Consider the following 19,582-nt stretch of genomic DNA (forward strand, 5'->3'; position numbering starts at 1 on the left):
AGACCTCACCCACCGGTTTTCCCCCGCGGCGGCAGGGTGGAAGATCAAGTGATGAAACGATTTCGACGGCGGGTGGGGCGGCGCAGCGGCGGGCGTGCCTGCCGCCTGCTCACGGTGGCTGTCGCACTGGCTGGGTCGGTGCTGCTCGGGACCACGACCGGCGCCGCCCAGCCACCCGGCTACCTGCCCCCGGAAGTGCCCACCGAGTGGGCGCCGCCGCAGCCCGACCATCTCGGCGCGGTGTTGTACATGAAGGATCACCCCGCCGCGGTGCCCTGGGGGGCGAACGATTTCGGTTGTGTCCCGGACGCCGCACATCCGCGGCCGGTGATCCTCGCCCACGGCACCGACGCGAGCGCCTACACCGACTGGTCGGCCATCGGGCCCCGGTTGGTGGACGCGGGTTTCTGCGTTTTCGCGCTCAACTACGGCGGTAAACCCGGGGCCACCAGCTTCGGCACCGAGGACATCGTGCTCAGTGCCCATCAGCTCGCCGGCTTCGTCAGCGAGGTGCGCACGGCCACCGGGGCGGACCGGGTCGACCTGGTGGGATTCTCCCAGGGCGCCAATGTGACCCGGTACTACATCAACAAGCTCGGGGGCGCGCCCGCCGTAGGCACGTGGGTCGGTCTCGCCTCGCCCAGCTACGGCGGGGTCATGTACGGGCTGGTGCCCGTGGCCCAGCAGATTCCGGGCGCGCTGGCTCTCGCCGAAAAGGTGATCTCGGTGGCCGCGGTGCAGCAGGCGCAGGGGTCGCCGTTCATGCTCGCGCTGAATGCCGGCGGCGATACGGTGCCCGGCGTCCGGTACGTCACCATCGGCAGCCGGGTCGACGAGATGATCCAGCCGTCCGACAATATGGCGTTACGCGGCCCCGGTGCCGAGAACATTCTGATCCAGGACCGCTGCCCCGCGGATCTCACCGGGCATTTCCACATGGTGTACGACCCGTTCGTCGCGCAGTTGCTGCTCGAGGCGCTGGATCCGCAGCAGGCGCCGAGCCCGGTATGCCTGCCGGTCGCTCTCGGTACCGGTATCCCGCAGGTCGTCATCGGCGGAAACATCTGAACGGTTCCGGTACCCGCACGTGACGGATGGGCGGCGGGCCGGCCCGGGTGTGGCGGCCGTGCGTGGCGGTGGGCGGATCCCGGCCACCTAGAATGAAGACTTTCCTGCCTGTCCGATGTCCTCGGGAGCCCACTGTGACCGTCCAGTCCGTCCGCCTGTTCGGCGATCCGATCCTGCGAGCCCGCGCGAGCGAGGTGACCGATTTCGGCCCCGAACTGCGACAGCTGGTGACCGATCTGACCGACACCATGTACGACGACGGCGGGGTCGGGATGGCCGCACCGCAGATTGGGGTCGGCCTGCGGGTATTCGTCTACGACACCGGCGACGCCCGCGGCCATCTGATCAACCCGGTCTGGACCGCGCTCGACGACGAGGAGCAGATCGGGCCGGAGGGCTGCCTGTCCATCCCGGGGGTCAACCACGACACGCGCCGGGCGATGCGGGTGCGGGCGAGCGGGGTCGATCTGACCGGTGCGCCCGTCGAGTTCGCGGCCGAAGGGCTGCTGGCCCGCTGTGTTCAGCACGAAACCGATCATCTCGACGGCACCTTGTTCATCGATCGGCTGGACCCGCCGGACCGCAAACAGGCCATGCGCACCATCCGGGAATCCGACTGGTTCACCGCCGGGATCACCGTCCGGCCGAGTCGCGCGCTGGCCGAGCGGGACCGCTGATGCGGATCGTTTTCGCCGGCACCCCCGACCCCGCGGTCCCCTCGCTGCGCCGGTTGATCGCCTCCCGGCACGAGGTGGTCGCCGTACTGACCCGTCCGGACGCCGTCGCCGGCCGCGGCCGCAGAGTGCAGCGTTCACCGGTCGGGCAGGTGGCCGACGAGCACGGCATCCCCGTGCTCACCCCGCGTAAACCCGCCGATCCGGAATTCGCCGATGCCCTGAAACAGCTCGCGCCGGACTGCTGCCCGGTCGTGGCCTACGGCGCCCTGCTGCCGAGCGAGGTGCTGGATATCCCGCAGCACGGCTGGATCAATTTGCACTTCTCGCTGTTGCCGGCCTGGCGCGGCGCGGCGCCGGTCCAGGCGGCCATCGCCGCGGGTGACGAGATCACCGGGGCGTCGACTTTCCGGATCGAAGAGGGGCTGGACACCGGGCCGGTCTACGGCGTGGTGACCGAGCGGATCGCCGTCACCGATACCGCGGGCGAACTGCTCGCCCGGCTGGCCGAGAGCGGGGCAGCGCTCCTGGAACAAACCTTGCACGGTGTGGAAGACGGTACGTTGCAGGCGATTCCGCAATCCACCGAAGGCGTCTCCTATGCACCGAAGATCACCGTGGAGGCGGCCCAGGTGCGCTGGGACCAGCCGGCGCTCGCGGTCGGCCGCGCCATCCGGTCCGTCACACCGCACCCGGGTGCCTGGACGACGGTGGCCGGCGTCCGGCTGAAACTGGGTCCGGTGGAATTGGTCGAAGAGGTCTTGCCGGAACGGCAGATCGAGGTCCGCAAAACCGGTGTCTACATCGGCACCGCGACCACCGCGGTACGGCTGGACCGGGTCCAGCCGCAGGGCAAACGGATGATGGCAGCACTGGACTGGGCGCGCGGCGCCCGGCTGGAGCCCGGCACGGTGGCCGAATGACCGGCCCGGCCGGTGAGCCGCGGCGGGGGTTCCGGCGCCATCCGAAACCCGAATCGGCAGACGAAGGATCGGCCGGTTCCCGTGATACGGGTCGCGGGGCGGCGAGTGGCGCTGCAGGCAGCGACTCCGGCTCGCGGACCGGTGCCCGTGGTCCGGGCCGTGATCGACCCGCGACCGCGCCACGGGCAACAAGCGCCGACCGACCCAGGAAGGCCCGGGATTCCGGCGGAGTGAGCAAGGACTCCGGCGGATTCGTACCGCGCCCGGATACTGGACAGGGGGACCGCGGCGGGTACCGGCGACGCGACGACCGGCCGGCGGATTCTGCGCCGGACAGTCCGCGGCGGGATGCCGGTCGCGGTGGCCGTCGGCCGGATTCCGGACAGGGCGAGCGCCGTGCCGACCGCCCGGGCCGTGCGTCCGGTGCGGAATCGGGCGGGCGCGGCGGCGACCGCCCCGGCGGCGGGGGAGCGCGATCCGGTGGCGAACGACCGGGGTCGGGAGCCGGGGAAGCCGGTGTTCGTCGCGAACAGCAAGGGCGCCGGGCGGATTCGCATCCGGACCGGTGGACCGGTGCCGGCAGATCGGATCGGGCCGACCAGTCCGATACCTCGAACCGCGGCGGTTACGGTCAGGAACGCGGTGGCCGTACACAGAGGAGCGGTGGCCGTACACAGAGGAATCGCACGGCGGCCGACCGCGGCGGTCCGGGCTCCGATCGATCGGCCGCGCGCCGCGATCGAGAGGCGGGCCGAGGTGGCGAGCGGGGCCCAGATGGCCGGCGTGGAGAAACACCCGCACGGCCCGGCACCCGCGGGGGCTCCCGGCCGGCGGACGACGGCACCGGGCGCGCGGGATCCGGTTCCGGCCGGCGTGACAACGAACGCGGGCGTCCGGGTTCGGGAACGAAAGGCCCGGGCACCGGCCGCCGGCCCGGTGTGGGCGGGCCACGCGGGCGCGGCGATTCCGCTCGGCGTCCCGGACATGTGTCGGATCCGGCGCGCACCGTGGCGCTGGAGACGCTGCGCGCGGTCCGCGAGCGCGACGCCTACGCCAATCTGGTTCTCCCGGCCTTGCTGCGCGAATACTCCGTCCAAGGGCGCGATGCCGCGCTGGCGACCGAACTCGCGTACGGGGCGTGCCGTACCCTCGGTGTGCTCGACGCGGTGATCGCCGACTGCGCCGGCCGTGCGATCGAGGAGATCGACGGTTCGCTGCTGGATATTCTGCGGCTGGGCACCTACCAGTTGCTGCGTACCCGGGTCGAGCCGCACGCGGCCGTGCACACCTCGGTAGAGCTGGCGCGCGCCGAAACCGGTTCCGGCCGGTCCGGTTTCGTCAACGCGGTCCTGCGCCGGGTCACCGAACGGTCGCCGCAGGAGTGGGTGGCGCGACTGGCGCCCGGCGATCCGATCGGGCGGCTGGGCTTCGAATACGCGCATCCGGCGTGGATAGCGCAGGCCTTCGCCGACGCGCTCGGCGCCGACGCCGGCGAGCTGGGTGACCTGCTCGCCGCCGACGACGCCCGCCCGGTGGTACATCTGGTGGCCCGCCCCGGGGACATCACCGCCGAGGAACTCGCCCTGGTCACCGGGGGCGAGGAGGGCCGCTGGTCGCCGTACGCCGTGTACCTCGAAGGCGGCGACCCGGGTGCGCTGGAGCCGGTCCGTGCGGGGATGGCCGCCGTACAGGACGAGGGCAGTCAGCTCGTGGCGCTCGCACTCACCCGCGCGCAGTTGCACGGGGGCGACAACGGACGCTGGCTGGATCTGTGCGCGGGCCCCGGTGGTAAGGCCGCGCTGCTGGGCGCGCTCGCCGCTATCGACGGTTTCCGCGTGGACGCGGTGGAACCGGCCGCGCATCGTGCCGAACTGGTCCGGTCGGCCACCCGTGAGCTGCCGGTCGACGTACATATCGTCGACGGCCGTGCCAGTGGGCTGCCCGCCGGCTACGACCGGATTCTGGTCGACGCCCCGTGTACCGGGCTGGGCGCGCTGCGGCGCCGTCCGGAGGCCCGCTGGCGGCGCACACCCGGTGATGTCGCCGAATTGGCAGTCCTGCAACGGGAGCTGCTGGCCGCCGCGTGGGAACTCCTGCGACCCGGTGGCGTGGTGGTCTACTCGACCTGTTCACCGCACCTCCCGGAAACCGTTGCGGTGGTAGCGGATACTGTACGCCGCACCGAGGCCGAACAGCTGGACGCCCGGGAACTGCTGCCCGGCGTCACCGGCCTGGGTGACGGCCCCACGGTGCAGTTGTGGCCGCACCGGCACGGTACCGACGCGATGTTCGTGGCCGCGCTGCGTAAACCGCTGTAGCGCGACGGCCCGGACACGGCGCGGTAGGCGACGGATATCCGAGCCCGCCGCCGCCGGTCCGGGCAGACTCGCGCTATGAGCCTCAGCTGGGAGAACGTGGTGCGCCTGGCCACCGAACTACCGGAGGTCGCGGAATCGACCTCCTACCGGACCCCCGCGTTGAAGGTGGCGGGCAAGAGTTTCGCCCGGTTGCGCTCGGAAGCCGAGGGCGGCCTGGTCCTGCGCTGCGAAATGGCGGAGAAACAGGCTTTGCTGGCCTCCGGCGATCCGGCGTTCTACACCACCGCGCACTACGACGGGTATCCGTACATCCTCATCGATCTCGACCGGGTCGATACCGAGCAATTGCGGGAACTGCTGGACGCCGCGTGGTGGCTGGTCGCGCCCGCGAAACTGCGCCGCACCAGGGATTCGGGCGACAGCAAGTAAGCGGTGACGACGTGGATCAGCCGACGGCGGCCGGCTCTCCGGCCCGTTCGACCTTGACCCAGGTGCTGTTCACCGCGGCGTTGCCGGAGAGGCGGTCCACCTGCTCCGGATCGTGCAGCAGATTCACATTCGCCCCGGGCAGCGAGGCGGCCACCGTCCAGCCGACACCCGGTTCCCGATGGCCCCAGCCGTGCGGGATCGCCACCGTGCCGGGCCGGATATCGTCGCTGATCTCCACCGGCACGACGATGGCGCCGATCGGCGAGCTCACGGTGACGCGGTCGCCGGCGGCCAGCCCGCGCTCACTCGCATCCCTCGAGTGCATCAGCGCGGTGCAGCGGTCGCGGCCCTTCACCATGGCCGGCACATTGTGCAACCACGAATTGTTGCTGCGCAGGTGACGGCGGCCGATCAGCCGCAGATCGAAACCTTCGCCGCGCGCGGCACCGGCGTCGGCGAGCAGCCGGCGGGCTTCGGCGACGAACGATGCCGGTGCCAGGTGCACCCGGCGGTCGGCGGTCGCGATGAGCGAGCGCAGCCGCGGGCGCAGCGGTCCCAGATCGATTCCGCCGCGCGCCGCGCGGACCTTCGACAGCGTGACCCCCTTACGCCCCCGCCGCAGTACACCGTGCGGACCGACCGCGATGCCCAGCGCTGCCGCCCGCAGCGGACTGAACCGGGCGAAGACCGCATTGAGGGCACGGCCGGTGAGCGAACGCAGCGGTAGCGGCAGGATCTCGGTGGTGAGCCGCGCCATGATCTCCCAGTCCTCGAGACCGTCCTCGGGTGGGTCGACCGCGCGTGCGTTGTAGCGAATGTTGTTGTGCACGCTGAACATCGTCAGCAGGATGTCGAGATCCTCGCGTTCCAGCGGTGATATCGGCGGCAGGATGATATCGGCGTGCCGGGTGGTCTCGGTGATGTACATATCCACGGCCACATAGAAATCCAGCGAACTCAGCGCCTTGTCCAGCTGTCCGCGCTGCGGGGTGGACAGGACCGGGTTCCCGGCATAGGTGATCATGGCGCGGATCTGTTCCGGGCCCTCGTCGAGGATTTCGGCGGCCAGCGCGGCCACCGGCAGTTCGAAACGGAACGATTTGTACTTGCCCGACCGGTCGGTCCAGGCGCCGTGGTACGGCGGCATTCGCCGGGCCAGCGGCAGCAGATCCACCGCCGGGGTGGCATACATCTGGCCGCCGGGCCGGTCGAGGTTACCGGTGATCGCGTTGATGGTGTTCACCAGCCAATGCGTGATCGTGCCGGTGACCGTCTGGCAGACCCCGATCCGGGCGTACATCACCGCCGATTTCGCCGCGGCGTGTTCCCGGGCCAGCCGCCGGATGGTCTCGGCATCGACCCCCGCATACGGCGCGGCCTCCTCCGGCGAGAAGCCGGATACCAGCTCCCGCAGGGTTTCCGAACCGCTGCACCGGTCCCGCACCGCGGTGTGGTCGCACAGATCCTCGGTGAGCAGGACATGCAGAACCGCCAGCAGCAGATACGGGTCGCCGCCCGGGAGCACCGCGACGTGTTCGTCGGCCAAGCGGGCGGTTTCGGTGCGCCGCGGATCGATCACCACCACCGTGCCGCCGCGGGAGCGGACGTCTTTGATCCGGTTCTTGGCGCCCGGCATGGTGGTGACCGAACCGTTGGACACCGCCGGATTGGCGCCGATGATCACCAGCCGGTCGGTGCGGTCGATATCGGCGATGGGCATGAGGAAGTTCGACCCGTACATCTGCCAGGCCACGAATTCCTGCGGGAACTGGTCGATCGAGGAGGCGGTGTAGAAGTTGCGGGTCATCAGGCCCGCGCGCAGTGCCATGGCGTACATGATCGCGGAGTTGTGCGCGGCCGGGTTTCCGAGATACATCCCCACCGCGTGCGGGCCGTGGTCGCGCCGGACCTGCCGCAGCCGGCTGCCGACCTCGCGGAACGCCTCGTCCCAGCCGATGGGTTCGAACCGGTCGCCCACTCGCCGCACCGGCGTCCGCAACCGGTCGGGGTCGTCGTGCAGGCCCGCCATCGCGGTGGCCTTGGGGCAGATGTAGCCCTTGGACAGCACGTCCTCGGGATTGCCTTCGATACGGGTGACCTTGGTGTCCTCGACGGTCACCAGGATGCCGCAGTGGGCCTCACACAGGGTGCACTGCCGGGCGACGGTTGCTGTGGTCATGGCCTCACATCACCTTCTGTCGCGTCGTCGTCGACGCGCTGCCGGGCCGAATTACGGGCTGATCCGGATCCTCGGTTGCTCTGGTCTGCCGAGAGGGGTGAGATCCCCGGCGAATGGTTCGCTGAGATAAATTCCCACTCGATCTCTCAGCTATGAGGGTAGACCGACCCGCGAAGCGGGCACAACAGCCGGCCGGCCGGAAATCCGGCGGCCGGTACCGCTACTCGCGCGCCGACTGTTCCCGCAGCCGAGCCAGCGTTTTGGTGAGAATCCGCGAGACATGCATCTGCGAAATCCCCATCTGGGCGGCGATCTGCGTCTGGGTCATCGACTCGAAGAACCGCATCGTCAGAATGCGGCGTTCGCGTTCGGGCAGGCCGGCCAGCAGCGGCCGGATCGCCACATACTCCTCGACCCGGTCGAACTGGGCTTCCTCCTCACCCAGGGTGTCCAGCAGGGAGGCATCGGTATCGCGGCCCACCGAGGCCGCATCGATCGACGTCGGCTGATAGGCGTTCCCGGCGATCACGGCCTGCGTCACCTCGTCGGGGTCGACATCGAGTTCCGCCGCGATCTCCTTGGCCGTGGGCGAGCGGCCCAGCGACTGCGACAGCGAATCCACCGCCGCCCCGATCCGCAGATGGGTTTCCTTCACCCGGCGCGGTACCCGCATGGCCCAGGTGTTGTCCCGGAAATACCGGCGCACCTCGCCCATGATGGTGGGGACCGCGAACGACAGGAAATTCGAACCACGCGAGACATCGAAACGATCCACCGCGTGCACCAGCCCGACCCGGGCGACCTGGGTCAGATCGTCGAACGGCTCACCACGGCCGCTGAACTTCCGGGCGATATGGTCGGCCAGCGGGATACAACGCCCGATCAGTTCGTTGCGCAACGCCGTATGCTCGGCCGAGTCCGGCTCGGTGGCCGCCAACCGGGTGAACAGTCCCGCGACATCGTCGTACCCGCCGACCTGACCGGTATCCGCCAGGTCGTCCTCGACCTCGTCCTCGTCCGCGGTCTCGGTGGAAGCGGCTTCGTCGCCGGAATCCGCCGCCGCGACCGGTTCACCCGGCCGGCCGGAAGCCGCCGCGGGACCGGGTCCGCCGCCGGTGTCGAGCAGTTCATCCGGATCGAGCGGTTTGTCCTGTTCGGTCACGCTTTCCCCCGGACCCGACGGAACTCGACCGCTGTCGGATATCCGGAAACCTGCTGGTCGAAGGACTCCTGCCGGGCGTCGACGGCATCGGTGAGGGTGCGCAGCACATGCCAGCCGAAACTGCGGGAATCGGGCAGCCCCTCCCGTGCCGAGATACCGGCGACCCGCACTCGCAGATCGTTCTCACCGATGGTGAACACGCAGTGCAGACTGGTACCGGGCGCCGCCGAACCGATCAGTGTGGAACAGGCCTCGTCCACCGCGAGCCGGATATCGGCGACCTCGTCCAACGTGAAATCACTGAGCAAGACCAGAGTTTCGGCGAGACCGCGCACGATCGGCAGCTGCGTCACCGAAGCCGCCACCCGAATCTCCACAGGGGAACCGTGAATCCCCTCTTCCGCCGACGTATTGATCACCCCGGCAGGTTACTGTGTTTTTGGCGCGCTGGCGCGCGCGGGGGTTTGGCTGTGTTTATCTGCGCCGCCTGCGGCGGCGCTGGGTTCGGCCCCCTTGGTCCCTGCGTTCAGACCGCGATACTCGCGGCTGCGCCGCATTGTCTCGCGGTCTGAACGCAGGGACGGGCCGAACCCTCCAAATGCCTCGCTGAACTCGGCGCCGCCGTGGTTGCGTTTGGTTTCGGGGTGGGGCCTCGAGCGCCTCGCTGTGCTCGGCGTCGCTGTGGTGTGTTCGGTTTCGGGATTGTGTGTCCTGTGAGCGCCTTGTTGATCGGGCGCTGCCGTGGTTGTGTCGGATTCGGGCGACCGGTCCGTTGAGTGTTTCGTTGGACTCGGAGCTACCGCTGGGCGCGTTGGGTCAGCGGGTGGGGCGGCACTACACTTCGGCGCTGTGACTGCGTCCGAGCCCACGTCCGAGCCCACGTTCACCCGTCCGGCGGCCCCGATGATCGCCCCGTCCATTCTGTCCGCGGATTTCGCGCGGCTGGCTGAAGAGGCGGGGGCGGTATCGAGTGCGGACTGGCTGCACGTCGATGTCATGGACGCGCATTTCGTGCCGAATCTGACGCTGGGGCTGCCGGTGGTGCAGAGCCTGCTGAAGGCGACCGATATTCCGCTGGACTGCCATCTGATGATCGAGGACCCGGCCCGGTGGGCACCGCCGTACGCCGAGGCGGGCGCCTACAACGTGACCTTTCACGCCGAGGCGACCGACGATCCGGTGGCGGTGGCGCGGGATATCCGGGCGGCCGGGGCGAAGGCCGGGCTGTCGGTGAAGCCGAATACGCCTATCGAGCCGTATCTGGAGATTCTCCGGAATTTCGACACGCTGCTCGTGATGAGTGTCGAGCCGGGGTTCGGCGGCCAGTCGTTCATCTCCTCGGTGCTGGAGAAGGCGAAGGTGGTGCGCCGGTTGGTCGACGCGGGGGAACTACGGCTGGTGGTCGAGATCGACGGCGGGATCAACGCCGACACCATCGAACAGGCCGCGGAGGCCGGGATCGACTGTTTCGTAGCGGGCTCGGCCGTCTACAACACCGCCGATCCGGGTGCGACCGTGGAGAAACTGCGAAGCCGGGCGGCCGCAGCCCGGTCACCGCATCACGCTGCGCACTGACGCTCACGCTGTCGCGGCGCCGGACGGGACGCCGGCGCCCCGGCAGCGAGCGCGTCGCCGGCACCGGCACGTTCCGTGCGCGTCCTGCGGCGGTGGCATCTCGGTGCACTGGGCAGGCGTTGCCCGTGCCCGGCCGACGATCGTGGGGTACCCGGGGATCAGGGGCTGTGCAGGCCGCTTTCGCACACGGCGTCGATCACCGCGTGCTGCGGGGGGCGGGTGCCGTGGGCATCCGGACCGGCGACCCAGAGGCGGTAACCGCTCGCTTCGTCCGCGGCGGAGGGCAGCACTATCTGGCTGCCGGTGCCCGCGACGGTGGTGTAGCGCCGGAACAATTCGGCCGCCGCGGCGGCGGGGAATTCGTCGTGCCGGGTGGGGCCGGTGAGAAAAGTCCAGCGCCGGGCCCGGGGATGCGCGAAGACAGGGCCGGTCAGGCCGGCGATACGTAAGCGTTGCAGCACCCGCTCGCCGAGTTCGGTGGGCATGGTCACCGCACCGTACGCGGCGCCTATATGCAGCAGAATCCGGTGCGATACCGGATCGACGACGGCGGGCAGCAGATCCTTCTCCCGGTACCGCCGGCAGTGTCGTTCCAGCGGGGACTCGGTGAATGTCGTCATGGCGGGTCGGCTTTCCTCGAGGGTGGACGTGCCTGGCTGGGGCGCGGACATCCGGGGGTGGAGGCCGCACGGATCCGTCCGGTGTTGTCATTGCGGGATCCGCTGCCCGGACAACACTGTCGCTGGGCCGAGGGGCACCGGATCGCCGGTCCGCTGCCGGGCTTTGTGCCCGAGGTGCGGTGGTTCGGTCCGGTTGTTCGTGAAGGCTTGTGGCGCACGGTCTTCCGCGGCGGTGGCCGTCATCGGGGCGTTCTGGTCCGGCCGTGCCCCGAGGTGGTCGAGGGCGGTGAAACCGGACACCTCACAATATTGCGTTAGCCGGTGTGAGCGCGCAAATCGAGAAAGATTTCGGGTTTCGATGCGGTCTCGGACGGGAAAGTGTTGGGCGCCGGGACTGGTCCGGACCACGTAGAGGCCTGTCGGAGGAGTCATCGTGACCGGCGCGGAAATGTGACGGCGGTTGCTCCACCGGAAAATTTCCGGCACGAAGACAGTGCGCGTTCCGTGAGTGCACGGCCCCTGCGCCACCGGGCGGGGCGGTCTCCCGGCGAGTGGGCGCCCGTGCCGGCTCGCGGTGGCCGCCCATTAGTCTGGTCGTGGACGGCGAACTGGGAATATTCGGTACCGCTGCCGCCGTTCCGTAGGCGGAACACCGACGCGAACGGGAGAAGGCATGTTCACAGGCATCGTCGAGGAACTGGGCGAGATCGTCGCCTGCGAACAATTGACCGACGCGGCCCGGTTGACGATCCGCGGCAAACTGGTCACCTCCGATGCGGGGCACGGCGATTCCATCGCTGTCAACGGCGTCTGCCTGACCGTCGTCGATGTCCTCGACGATGCGTTCACCGTCGACGTGATGGGCGAAACGCTGCGCCGGTCCAGTATCGGGGGCCTCGGACCCGGCGCGCGCGTCAATCTCGAGCGGGCCGCCGCCGTGAACAGCCGCCTCGGCGGCCATATCGTGCAGGGGCATGTGGACGGTACCGGCACCATCCTGACCCGGACCCCCGGCGAGAACTGGGAGGTGATCCGGATCTCGTTGCCGGACGCGCTCGCCAAATACGTGGTGGAGAAGGGCTCGATCACCGTGAACGGAATCTCGCTGACGGTCTCCGGGCTGGGCCGTACCGAAACCCCGGCCGCCGACGGTACCCACGACTGGTTCGAGGTGTCCCTCATCCCCACCACGCTGGGCCTCACCGACCTCGGTGCCGCCGCCGCGGGGGCCGTGGTGAACCTGGAAGTCGATGTGATCGCGAAGTATGTGGAGCGTCTCCACCAGCGCGGTTGACAGCTCCGGCCGCGCCCGGACGGGCCGGACCGACCCAGTAGTGTGATCACCGACCAATCGAGATGGAGCATTGCAGACGTGACCAGGTTCGACAGCATCGAGCGCGCCGTCGCCGATATCGCGGCCGGTAAACCGGTCGTCGTGGTCGACGACGAGGACCGGGAGAACGAGGGCGACCTCATCTTCGCCGCCGAGAAAGCCACCCCCGAACTCGTGGCGTTCATGATCCGGTACACCTCGGGTTACATCTGCGTTCCGCTGACCGGTGACGACTGCGACCGCCTCGGCCTGCCGCCGATGTACGCGGTGAACCAGGACAAACACGGCACCGCCTACACCGTCTCGGTCGATGCCAAGGAAGGCGTCACCACCGGGATCTCCGGTGCCGATCGAGCCACCACCATCCGGTTGCTGGCCGACGGCGACGCCAAGCCCAACGATTTCACCCGGCCCGGGCATGTCGTTCCGTTGCGGGCGAAGGACGGCGGGGTGCTGCGGCGCCCGGGCCATACCGAGGCCGCGGTGGACTTGGCCCGGATGGCGGGGCTGCGCCCGGCGGGCGTGATCTGCGAGATCGTCAGCCAGAAGGAAGACGGGCATATGGCCCGCACCGATGAACTGCGGGTGTTCGCCGACGAACACGAGCTGGCGTTGATCTCGATCGCGGAGATGATCGCGTGGCGCCGTAAGCACGAGAAGCATGTGGTGCGGGTCGCGCAGGCGCGTATCCCCACCGTGCACGGCGAGTTCACCGCGGTCGGCTATCAGAGCATCTACGACGATGTCGAGCATGTGGCGCTCGTCCGGGGCGATCTCGGTGACGGCGAGGACGTCCTGGTCCGGGTGCATTCGGAATGCCTGACCGGTGATGTCTTCGGCTCGCTGCGCTGCGATTGCGGTCCCCAGCTGGACGCGGCCCTGGAGATGGTGGCCGCCGAGGGTCGCGGCGTGGTTCTCTACATGCGCGGGCACGAGGGCCGCGGTATCGGCCTGATGCACAAACTGCAGGCCTACCAACTGCAGGATTCCGGGCACGATACGGTCGACGCGAATATCGAACTCGGGCTGCCGGCCGACGCCCGCGATTACGGTACGGGCGCTCAGATCCTGGTCGACCTCGGCCTGCGGTCGATGCGGCTGCTCACCAACAATCCGGCGAAACGGGTCGGGCTCGACGGTTACGGGTTGCGGATCACCGATCGTGTCCCGATGCCGGTGCGCGCCAATGCCGAGAACTTGCGCTATCTGCGCACCAAACGCGACCGGATGGGCCACGACCTGGTGGGTCTGGACGATCTGGACCTGGGGGAGACAGCACAATGACCGTAGCCCGATCGAAAGGCGGAATCCGATGAGCGGCACCGGGGTCCCGGAGTTCGCGCTCGCCGACGCGCAGGGGCTGCGGCTGGCGATCGTCGCGTCGCGCTGGCATACCGAGATCTGCGACACCCTGGTCGCCAATGCCGAGCGGGTGGCCGCGGCCGCCGGGGTCCGGCACACCACCGTCGCGCGCTGCGCCGGCGCCATGGAGCTGCCGGTACTGGCGCAGGAACTGGCGCGCACCCATGACGCGGTGGTCGCGCTCGGTGTGGTGATCCGCGGCGATACCCCGCATTTCGAGTATGTCTGCGATGCGGTGACCGCCGGTCTGACCCGGGTCTCCCTCGACGAGAGCACCCCGGTGGCCAACGGTGTGCTTACCACGAACAACGAACAGCAAGCGCTGGACCGGGCGGGTTTGCCGGATTCGGTGGAGAACAAAGGCGAGCAGGCGGCCGCCGCCGCCCTGGACGCCGCCCTGACCTTGCGCGGGCTGCGCGCGGCGGGCTGAGCGATGCCGGTGGTGCGGATACTGCGCCGGGGCGCGAACCCGGCCGCGGGCCGGCCGTCCGACTGGGAGTTCGAGGTGCGGCCGCGGAAAGCGCGCCGGACCGCGGTGATCGTCGCCGGCTGCCTGGTGGTCGCCTTCGTCCTGCTGGGGGTGTTCCTCCGGGTGGACTACACCGGAGTGAACTTCCGGGTGGTGGACCAGTTCGCGATGGCGGGTATCGGTATCTTCGGCGCCGCCGCCGTACTGCTGCTCACCAGGCCGCGGGTGCGCGCCGGGGAACGCGGCGTGGTGGTACGCAATGTGCTGGGCGACAACGAATTCGAGTGGAAACATATCCGGGGTGTCTCCTTCCCGGACCGGAAGGCCTGGGCCCGGCTGGAGCTGGTGAACGACGACTACGTGCCGATGCTGGCGATCCGGTCCAACGACGGCGAACGCGCCGCGGCCGCACTGGACCGGCTGCGGGAACTCGGCGCGAAGTACACCACGCGCTGATCCGGTGCATCGCGGAGACCCCTGCTGCGGCCGAGGATTGCTCGACGGCCGGACGTGCGGGTCGCCGGACCGTCGAGTACGGCCCGAGGGAACACTCAGTGGGCCAGCTTCAGCCCGACGACTCCGGAAATGATCATCGTCAAAAAGACCAGTTTGCCGATCGTGACGGGCTCTTCACCGGTGGCCATGGCGTAGACGACGGTGAGGACCGCGCCGATACCCACCCACACGGAATACGCGGTGCCCACCGGCAGGTCCCGCATCGCGTAGGCGAGGCCGCCCATACTGGCGACGAGCGCGGCGACGAAGAGCAGGGTAGGCGGCCATTTGGAGAAGCCCTCGGTTTTGCCGAGTGCGGTGGCCCAGACCGCTTCCAGAATCCCGGATACCACGAGTACGACCCATGCGATAGACATGACGACCTCCGTGGGTCGTCTTGTCGCACGCCGGGTACGACCCTCTCGTCCGGAAGCCCGCCTCCTCGCGGGCTCTGAAACCAAAATCGCACACCTGCTACCGCCCGGCAACCTTCCCGGCCTGTTCGGCGAGGCACCTCACATCGGTCGCGCTCAGGACCGCCCACATCCGGGGACGCGGGCCTGCCACGGCCGGCTCGGAGCTCGCCGGTCAGCGGGTATCGCCCAGGACCTCGCCCTCGCGGCGCGGGTCGGCGCCGCCCACCCATCGGGTCTCGCCGTCCCGGGCCAGCACACTGAGCCCGCTGGTCTGCGGGGCCACCGACACCTGGTGACCCCGTTCACGCAATGCGGTGACGAGCGGATCGTGGGCGCCGTCGTCGCGGGTGTCGATCGCCGGATGCTCGCCGCCGACACCGGTGACCGGGGTGTTCGCGGCGCCGAACGAGACCGCCGACACCGCCTGCTGCGGGTCCAGCCCCCAATCCAGCATGCCGACCAGCGTCTTCACCACGAACTGGATGATCACCGAGCCGCCAGGGGAGCCGACCACATGGGTGAGGGCGCCCGGCCCGGCCCCTTCGCCCCGTTCGAACACCAGTGTGGGGCTCATGGAGCTGCGTGGGCGTTTGCCCGGTTCCACGCGGTTCGCCACCGGCACGCCGTCGGCGCCGAGCGGGTCGGCGGCGAAGTCGGTGAGCTGATTGTTCAGCAGGAAACCGTCGACCATATGGAACGATCCGAAGGCCGATTCGACGGTGGTGGTCATGGCCGCCGCATTGCCGTAGGAATCGACCACCGAGATATGGCTGGTGCCGTGTTCCGGCTGCTGCGGCCCGGCGCCCAGCGGGTCCGCACCGAAGTCGCCGGGTTTCGCGGTGCCCATACTGCGCGACGGGTCGATGAGCCCGGACCGTTCGCGCAGATATTCCGGATCCACCAGTGTGTTCGGTGAATTGTTCGGCGGGGGTATGTAATCCGGGTCGGCGATGTACTTGTCCCGGTCGGCGTAGGCCAGCCGCTCGGCCTCCGCGATCAGATGGACCGCCTCGGCGCGCGGGACTCCGCCGTTGCGGTCCACCCGTTCCGGTGACAGCGCCGGAATATCGAAGTTCTCCAGGATGCCGAGGGTTGCCGCGACGGTGCTGCCGCCGGACGAGGGACCCGGCATTCCGCATATCTCGTGCTCCCGGTAATCGGTGCACAGCGGGGTGCGCTTCACCGCCCGGTAGCCGTCGAGGTCCGCGGCCGTCAGGGCGCTGGGCGTGCGGCCGCCGGCGCTCGCCGCGGCCGCCGCGACGATATCCCCGGCGATCGGCCCGGTGTAGAAGGCGTCCGCGCCCTCGGTGGCGAGGGTGTTCAAGGTTTTCGACAGCGCCGGGTTGGTGAGCACCGTGCCCGCGGGTTTCGGCGAACCGTCCGGATTCAGGAAGTATTCGGCGGCCGCCGGATCCCGGGCCAGGTCGGGCGCGGATTCGGCGATCTGCCCGGCCAGCCGGGGGCTTATCTCGAAACCCTGATCGGCCAGTGCGACAGCGGGATCGAACAGTTCGCGCCATTCGGTGTGCCCGTGCTCGGCATGCACCATCCCGAGCATCCGCACAACACCCGGGACGCCGATGGAACGCCCGCTGGCACGGGCATCGGGCCGCGGTTCGGTGCGGTCGGTATCGCTGATCCAGCGCAGATAGTTCTCCGTCGCGGCGGCCGGCGCGGTTTCCCGGCCGTCATAGGCCTCGACTGTCCGGTCCTCCGCGTTGTAGTACAGCAGGAACGCGCCGCCGCCGAGCCCGGAGGCCTGCGGTTCGGTGAGTCCGAGCACGGTTTGCGCGGTGATCAGCGCATCCGCCGCGGTGCCGCCCGCGCGCAGCACCTCGCAGGCGGCGCGGGTCGCATGCGAGTTCGCGGTGGATACGGCGTACCCGGTGGTGTGTACCGCGGTCATCTCCGACCGGTACCCCGAGGCGATCTCCGGGTTGGTCGCGAGATCGCGGGTGGCCGGCGCCGCCGAGCCGGTACCGGGAGCGGCGGTGACGGCGGTGCCGTTGGGCACCGGCGTGCACGGCCCCGCGGCGCCGGTGTCGTCGGAGCATCCGGTGACGAAAGCGGCAACGAGCAGCCCCGTCATGGTCAGTGCGTACCGAATCCGTTGTACCGGGCGCATATTCCGCACTGTAGCCGCCCGCGACGACAGAAGCAGCCGAACGCGCGCGCCCCACGGGCGGAGACAATCGATACATGGTTCCGGGGCCACCTCCGCACAGCTCGCCGCGCCCGTGGAGAAGCCGCATCCAGCCCGCTCCGCCCGATCTCCGGGTGATGCCGAGCAAGGCCGTATGCCGATATCAGAGCCGTATCCAGTCAGTCCACTCCCATGGTTCGGGGCCCGTCTCGTTCTGGAGCGACAGAGCGGGGGAGCGCAGCGGAGGAGCGGCGGAGTGAAGAACGAGACTTCGGGGGCCCCGAACCGGCGACGCCGGAGGCGGCGCCATGGATACAGCTGCCGGAGGCGGCGACATACGTACTGTCCGAGGGCGCTACTACGCTGGGCATGTGGCAGATCCCGCGACGTACCGGCCGCAGCCGGGCAGTATTCCGCTCGAACCCGGTGTCTACAAATTCAGGGACTCTTACGGGCAGGTCATCTACGTCGGTAAGGCGAAAAGTCTGCGGAACCGGCTCAACTCCTATTTCGCCGATGTGGCCGCCCTGCATCCGCGGACGCGGCAGATGGTGACCACCGCGGCGAGCGTGGAATGGACCGTGGTTTCCACGGAAGTGGAAGCGCTGCAACTGGAATACAACTGGATCAAGGAATTCGATCCGCGGTTCAATGTCCGTTACCGCGACGACAAGTCCTATCCGGTGCTGGCCGTCACGCTGAACGAAGATTATCCGCGGTTGTTCGTCTATCGGGGCGCGCGCAAGAAAGGGGTCCGCTATTTCGGCCCCTACGCGCATGCGTGGGCGATCCGGGAAACTCTCGATCTGCTGCTCCGCGTATTCCCGGCGCGTACCTGTTCGGCCGGCGTGTTCAAACGGCACGGGCAGATCGGCCGGCCCTGTCTGCTCGGTTATATCGACAAATGTTCGGCGCCCTGTGTGGGCCGGGTATCGGCGGACGAACACCGGCGCATCGTCGACGATTTCTGTGATTTCCTCGCCGGCCGTACCGACCGCATGGTCAAGGAACTGGAACGCCGGATGCACGCCGCGTCCGCGGACCTCGATTTCGAAACCGCGGCCCGGCTCCGCGACGATGTGCAGGCCCTGCGGCGGGCGCTGGAGAAACAGGCCGTCGTTCTCGGCGACGGTACCGACGCCGATGTGATCGCCTTCGCCGGCGACGACCTCGAGGTCGCGGTGCAGGTTTTCCATGTCCGCGACGGGCGGGTGCGCGGCCAGCGCGGCTGGGTGGTGGACAAATCCGGCGACGCCGCCGACACCCCCGAACAGGGCGGGGAACTCGGGGCGCTGGTGGAGCAGTTCCTCACCCAGTTCTACGGTGAGCAGGCCGCCGTCGCCGCGCAGACCGCCGGAGACCAGCCCGCCGCGGTGGTGCCGCGCGAGGTGCTGGTACCGGAGCTGCCCGCCGATATCGACGAGGTCCAGCGCTGGCTGTCGCAGTTGCGGGGCAGTGCGGTGCGGGTGCGGGTGCCGCAGCGCGGTGACAAGAAGGCCCTCGCCGAGACCGTCGCCCGCAACGCCGCCGAGGCCCTCGCACAGCACAAACTCCGCCGGGCCGGCGATCTCACCTCCCGTTCGGCGGCACTGCAGGACATCCAGGACGCGCTCGATCTCGATTCCGCCCCGCTGCGGATCGAATGCGTCGATGTCAGCCACGTCCAGGGCACCGATGTGGTCGCCTCCTTGGTGGTGTTCGAGGACGGGCTGCCCAAGAAATCCGACTACCGGCACTATGCGATCCGGGAGGCGGCCGGCGAGGGCCGGTCCGACGATGTCGCCAGTATCGCCGAGGTCACCCGGCGCCGGTTCCTCCGGTTGCGCCGGGAACGCGACGCCACCGAACAGGCCGATCTCGCCGGTGTCGCGGCGGCCCCGGAGTTCGAGGTAGCGGGGGAGGGGCCGGAGTTCGCGGAGGAACTGATCGCCACCCGGCCCGGGATCGACCCGCGGACGGGCCGGCCACGCAAGTTCGCCTATCCGCCGAACCTGTACGTCGTCGACGGTGGCGCGCCGCAGGTGGCGGCCGCCGCCGAGGTACTGGACGAGCTCGGGATCACCGATGTCGCGGTGGTGGGTCTGGCGAAACGACTGGAAGAGGTGTGGATCCCGGGCGAACCGGACCCGGTGATCCTGCCGCGCACCAGCGAGGCGCTCTACCTGCTGCAACGGGTACGTGACGAAGCCCACCGCTTCGCCATCACCTTCCATCGCAGTAAACGGTCCCGGCGGATGACGGCGTCCGCGCTGGATTCGGTGCGCGGCCTCGGCGCCACCCGGCGCACCGCGCTGGTCACCCATTTCGGCTCGGTCGCGCGGCTCAAGGAAGCAACCGTCGAGGAGATCATCGAGGTGCCCGGGATCGGGCGGGCGACCGCGGAGGCGGTGCTGGCCGCCCTGCACGACCGATAGTC

Annotated in this window: 18 protein-coding genes and 1 riboswitch; of the genes, 11 read left to right on the forward strand and 7 right to left on the reverse strand. The window is 69.3% G+C overall.

Going from position 1 to position 19,582, the window contains the following annotated elements; all coding sequences use genetic code 11:
- Positions 1–51: 51 nt before the first annotated feature.
- The 5 genes from ACQEVO_RS06760 to ACQEVO_RS06780 all read left to right on the forward strand — a co-directional run bounded on the left by ACQEVO_RS06760 (position 52) and on the right by ACQEVO_RS06780 (position 5,412).
- The gene (locus ACQEVO_RS06760; protein WP_432909942.1) at positions 52–1,068 is read left to right on the forward strand and encodes an esterase/lipase family protein; all 1,017 of its coding nucleotides are present in this window, start codon (positions 52–54) and stop codon (positions 1,066–1,068) included.
- A gap of 134 nt (positions 1,069–1,202) precedes the next feature.
- On the forward strand, positions 1,203–1,745 hold the full coding sequence (def, locus tag ACQEVO_RS06765) for a peptide deformylase (RefSeq protein ID WP_432909943.1): 543 nt from the start codon (positions 1,203–1,205) through the stop codon (positions 1,743–1,745).
- Complete coding sequence (gene fmt, locus ACQEVO_RS06770) at positions 1,745–2,665, forward strand: methionyl-tRNA formyltransferase (protein ID WP_432909945.1); 921 nt, start codon at positions 1,745–1,747, stop codon at positions 2,663–2,665. Before def ends, fmt begins: the two co-directional genes overlap by 1 nt.
- A gap of 986 nt (positions 2,666–3,651) precedes the next feature.
- The gene (locus tag ACQEVO_RS06775) at positions 3,652–4,983 is read left to right on the forward strand and encodes an RsmB/NOP family class I SAM-dependent RNA methyltransferase (RefSeq protein ID WP_432909947.1); all 1,332 of its coding nucleotides are present in this window, start codon (positions 3,652–3,654) and stop codon (positions 4,981–4,983) included.
- 75 nt (positions 4,984–5,058) lie between these two features.
- Complete coding sequence (locus tag ACQEVO_RS06780) at positions 5,059–5,412, forward strand: MmcQ/YjbR family DNA-binding protein (protein ID WP_432909950.1); 354 nt, start codon at positions 5,059–5,061, stop codon at positions 5,410–5,412.
- A gap of 16 nt (positions 5,413–5,428) precedes the next feature.
- Here the strand turns inward: ACQEVO_RS06780 and ACQEVO_RS06785 are convergent, their stop codons facing one another.
- The 3 genes from ACQEVO_RS06785 to ACQEVO_RS06795 form a co-directional block, all read right to left on the reverse strand.
- The gene (locus ACQEVO_RS06785) at positions 5,429–7,591 is read right to left on the reverse strand and encodes a molybdopterin oxidoreductase family protein (RefSeq protein WP_432909952.1); all 2,163 of its coding nucleotides are present in this window, start codon (positions 7,589–7,591) and stop codon (positions 5,429–5,431) included.
- 220 nt (positions 7,592–7,811) lie between these two features.
- Positions 7,812–8,585, reverse strand: coding sequence for a SigB/SigF/SigG family RNA polymerase sigma factor (locus ACQEVO_RS06790; protein ID WP_432922423.1), 774 nt, complete (start codon positions 8,583–8,585; stop codon positions 7,812–7,814).
- A gap of 164 nt (positions 8,586–8,749) precedes the next feature.
- Complete coding sequence (locus ACQEVO_RS06795) at positions 8,750–9,172, reverse strand: ATP-binding protein (protein ID WP_432909955.1); 423 nt, start codon at positions 9,170–9,172, stop codon at positions 8,750–8,752.
- A 484-nt stretch (positions 9,173–9,656) separates the two neighbouring features.
- Here ACQEVO_RS06795 and rpe point away from each other — a divergent pair, with 484 nt between their 5' ends.
- Complete coding sequence (gene rpe, locus ACQEVO_RS06800; RefSeq protein WP_432922426.1) at positions 9,657–10,328, forward strand: ribulose-phosphate 3-epimerase; 672 nt, start codon at positions 9,657–9,659, stop codon at positions 10,326–10,328.
- A 158-nt stretch (positions 10,329–10,486) separates the two neighbouring features.
- On the opposite strand, the gene ACQEVO_RS06805 is transcribed toward rpe, so the two are convergent.
- Both ACQEVO_RS06805 and ACQEVO_RS06810 read right to left on the reverse strand, forming a co-directional pair.
- Positions 10,487–10,948, reverse strand: a complete 462-nt coding sequence (locus ACQEVO_RS06805) for a hypothetical protein (RefSeq protein ID WP_432909957.1) — start codon at positions 10,946–10,948, stop codon at positions 10,487–10,489.
- An 87-nt stretch (positions 10,949–11,035) separates the two neighbouring features.
- Positions 11,036–11,248 carry a hypothetical protein gene (locus tag ACQEVO_RS06810; RefSeq protein ID WP_432909959.1) on the reverse strand — a complete coding sequence of 71 codons (213 nt, stop codon included), beginning with the start codon at positions 11,246–11,248 and terminating at the stop codon, positions 11,036–11,038.
- A gap of 373 nt (positions 11,249–11,621) precedes the next feature.
- Between ACQEVO_RS06810 and ACQEVO_RS06815 the strand changes: the two genes are divergently transcribed.
- The 4 genes from ACQEVO_RS06815 to ACQEVO_RS06830 all read left to right on the forward strand — a co-directional run bounded on the left by ACQEVO_RS06815 (position 11,622) and on the right by ACQEVO_RS06830 (position 14,568).
- Positions 11,622–12,242, forward strand: coding sequence for a riboflavin synthase (locus ACQEVO_RS06815; protein WP_432909962.1), 621 nt, complete (start codon positions 11,622–11,624; stop codon positions 12,240–12,242).
- Positions 12,243–12,320: 78 nt separating this feature from the next.
- Positions 12,321–13,565 (forward strand): bifunctional 3,4-dihydroxy-2-butanone-4-phosphate synthase/GTP cyclohydrolase II, encoded by a 1,245-nt coding sequence (locus ACQEVO_RS06820; RefSeq protein ID WP_280401902.1) that lies wholly within the window; start codon positions 12,321–12,323, stop codon positions 13,563–13,565.
- Between the two features lie 28 nt (positions 13,566–13,593).
- Positions 13,594–14,073, forward strand: a complete 480-nt coding sequence (gene ribH, locus ACQEVO_RS06825) for a 6,7-dimethyl-8-ribityllumazine synthase (RefSeq protein WP_432909966.1) — start codon at positions 13,594–13,596, stop codon at positions 14,071–14,073.
- A gap of 3 nt (positions 14,074–14,076) precedes the next feature.
- A complete protein-coding gene (locus ACQEVO_RS06830) occupies positions 14,077–14,568 on the forward strand; it encodes a PH domain-containing protein (RefSeq protein ID WP_432909967.1) in 492 nt (163 codons plus the stop codon).
- A gap of 95 nt (positions 14,569–14,663) precedes the next feature.
- Here ACQEVO_RS06830 and ACQEVO_RS06835 read toward each other — a convergent pair whose 3' ends face one another.
- Positions 14,664–14,978: a DMT family transporter gene (locus ACQEVO_RS06835; RefSeq protein WP_432922429.1), complete on the reverse strand. Its 315-nt coding sequence runs from the start codon at positions 14,976–14,978 to the stop codon at positions 14,664–14,666.
- A 15-nt stretch (positions 14,979–14,993) separates the two neighbouring features.
- Positions 14,994–15,062: riboswitch (guanidine-III (ykkC-III) riboswitch) on the reverse strand.
- Between the two features lie 133 nt (positions 15,063–15,195).
- Positions 15,196–17,148, reverse strand: a complete 1,953-nt coding sequence (locus tag ACQEVO_RS06840; RefSeq protein ID WP_432909969.1) for a gamma-glutamyltransferase family protein — start codon at positions 17,146–17,148, stop codon at positions 15,196–15,198.
- A gap of 389 nt (positions 17,149–17,537) precedes the next feature.
- Between ACQEVO_RS06840 and uvrC the strand changes: the two genes are divergently transcribed.
- Positions 17,538–19,580 carry an excinuclease ABC subunit UvrC gene (gene uvrC, locus ACQEVO_RS06845; RefSeq protein WP_432909971.1) on the forward strand — a complete coding sequence of 681 codons (2,043 nt, stop codon included), beginning with the start codon at positions 17,538–17,540 and terminating at the stop codon, positions 19,578–19,580.
- Positions 19,581–19,582 lie beyond the last annotated feature (2 nt).

Origin of the sequence: Nocardia sp. CA-290969 (assembly GCF_050936135.1) — a bacterium.
GTDB lineage: Bacteria > Actinomycetota > Actinomycetes > Mycobacteriales > Mycobacteriaceae > Nocardia.

Bases quoted from the DNA above. Each gene is read 5' to 3' on its own strand.
- ACQEVO_RS06760 (WP_432909942.1), top strand. From the start codon at position 52: ATGAAACGATTTCGACGGCGGGTGGGGCGGCGCAGCGGCGGGCGTGCC.
- fmt (WP_432909945.1), top strand. From the start codon at position 1,745: ATGCGGATCGTTTTCGCCGGCACCCCCGACCCCGCGGTCCCCTCGCTG.
- ACQEVO_RS06780 (WP_432909950.1), top strand. From the start codon at position 5,059: ATGAGCCTCAGCTGGGAGAACGTGGTGCGCCTGGCCACCGAACTACCG.
- ACQEVO_RS06785 (WP_432909952.1), bottom strand. From the start codon at position 7,591: ATGACCACAGCAACCGTCGCCCGGCAGTGCACCCTGTGTGAGGCCCAC.
- rpe (WP_432922426.1), top strand. From the start codon at position 9,657: ATGATCGCCCCGTCCATTCTGTCCGCGGATTTCGCGCGGCTGGCTGAA.
- ACQEVO_RS06805 (WP_432909957.1), bottom strand. From the start codon at position 10,948: ATGACGACATTCACCGAGTCCCCGCTGGAACGACACTGCCGGCGGTAC.
- ACQEVO_RS06815 (WP_432909962.1), top strand. From the start codon at position 11,622: ATGTTCACAGGCATCGTCGAGGAACTGGGCGAGATCGTCGCCTGCGAA.
- ribH (WP_432909966.1), top strand. From the start codon at position 13,594: ATGAGCGGCACCGGGGTCCCGGAGTTCGCGCTCGCCGACGCGCAGGGG.
- ACQEVO_RS06830 (WP_432909967.1), top strand. From the start codon at position 14,077: ATGCCGGTGGTGCGGATACTGCGCCGGGGCGCGAACCCGGCCGCGGGC.
- ACQEVO_RS06840 (WP_432909969.1), bottom strand. From the start codon at position 17,148: ATGCGCCCGGTACAACGGATTCGGTACGCACTGACCATGACGGGGCTG.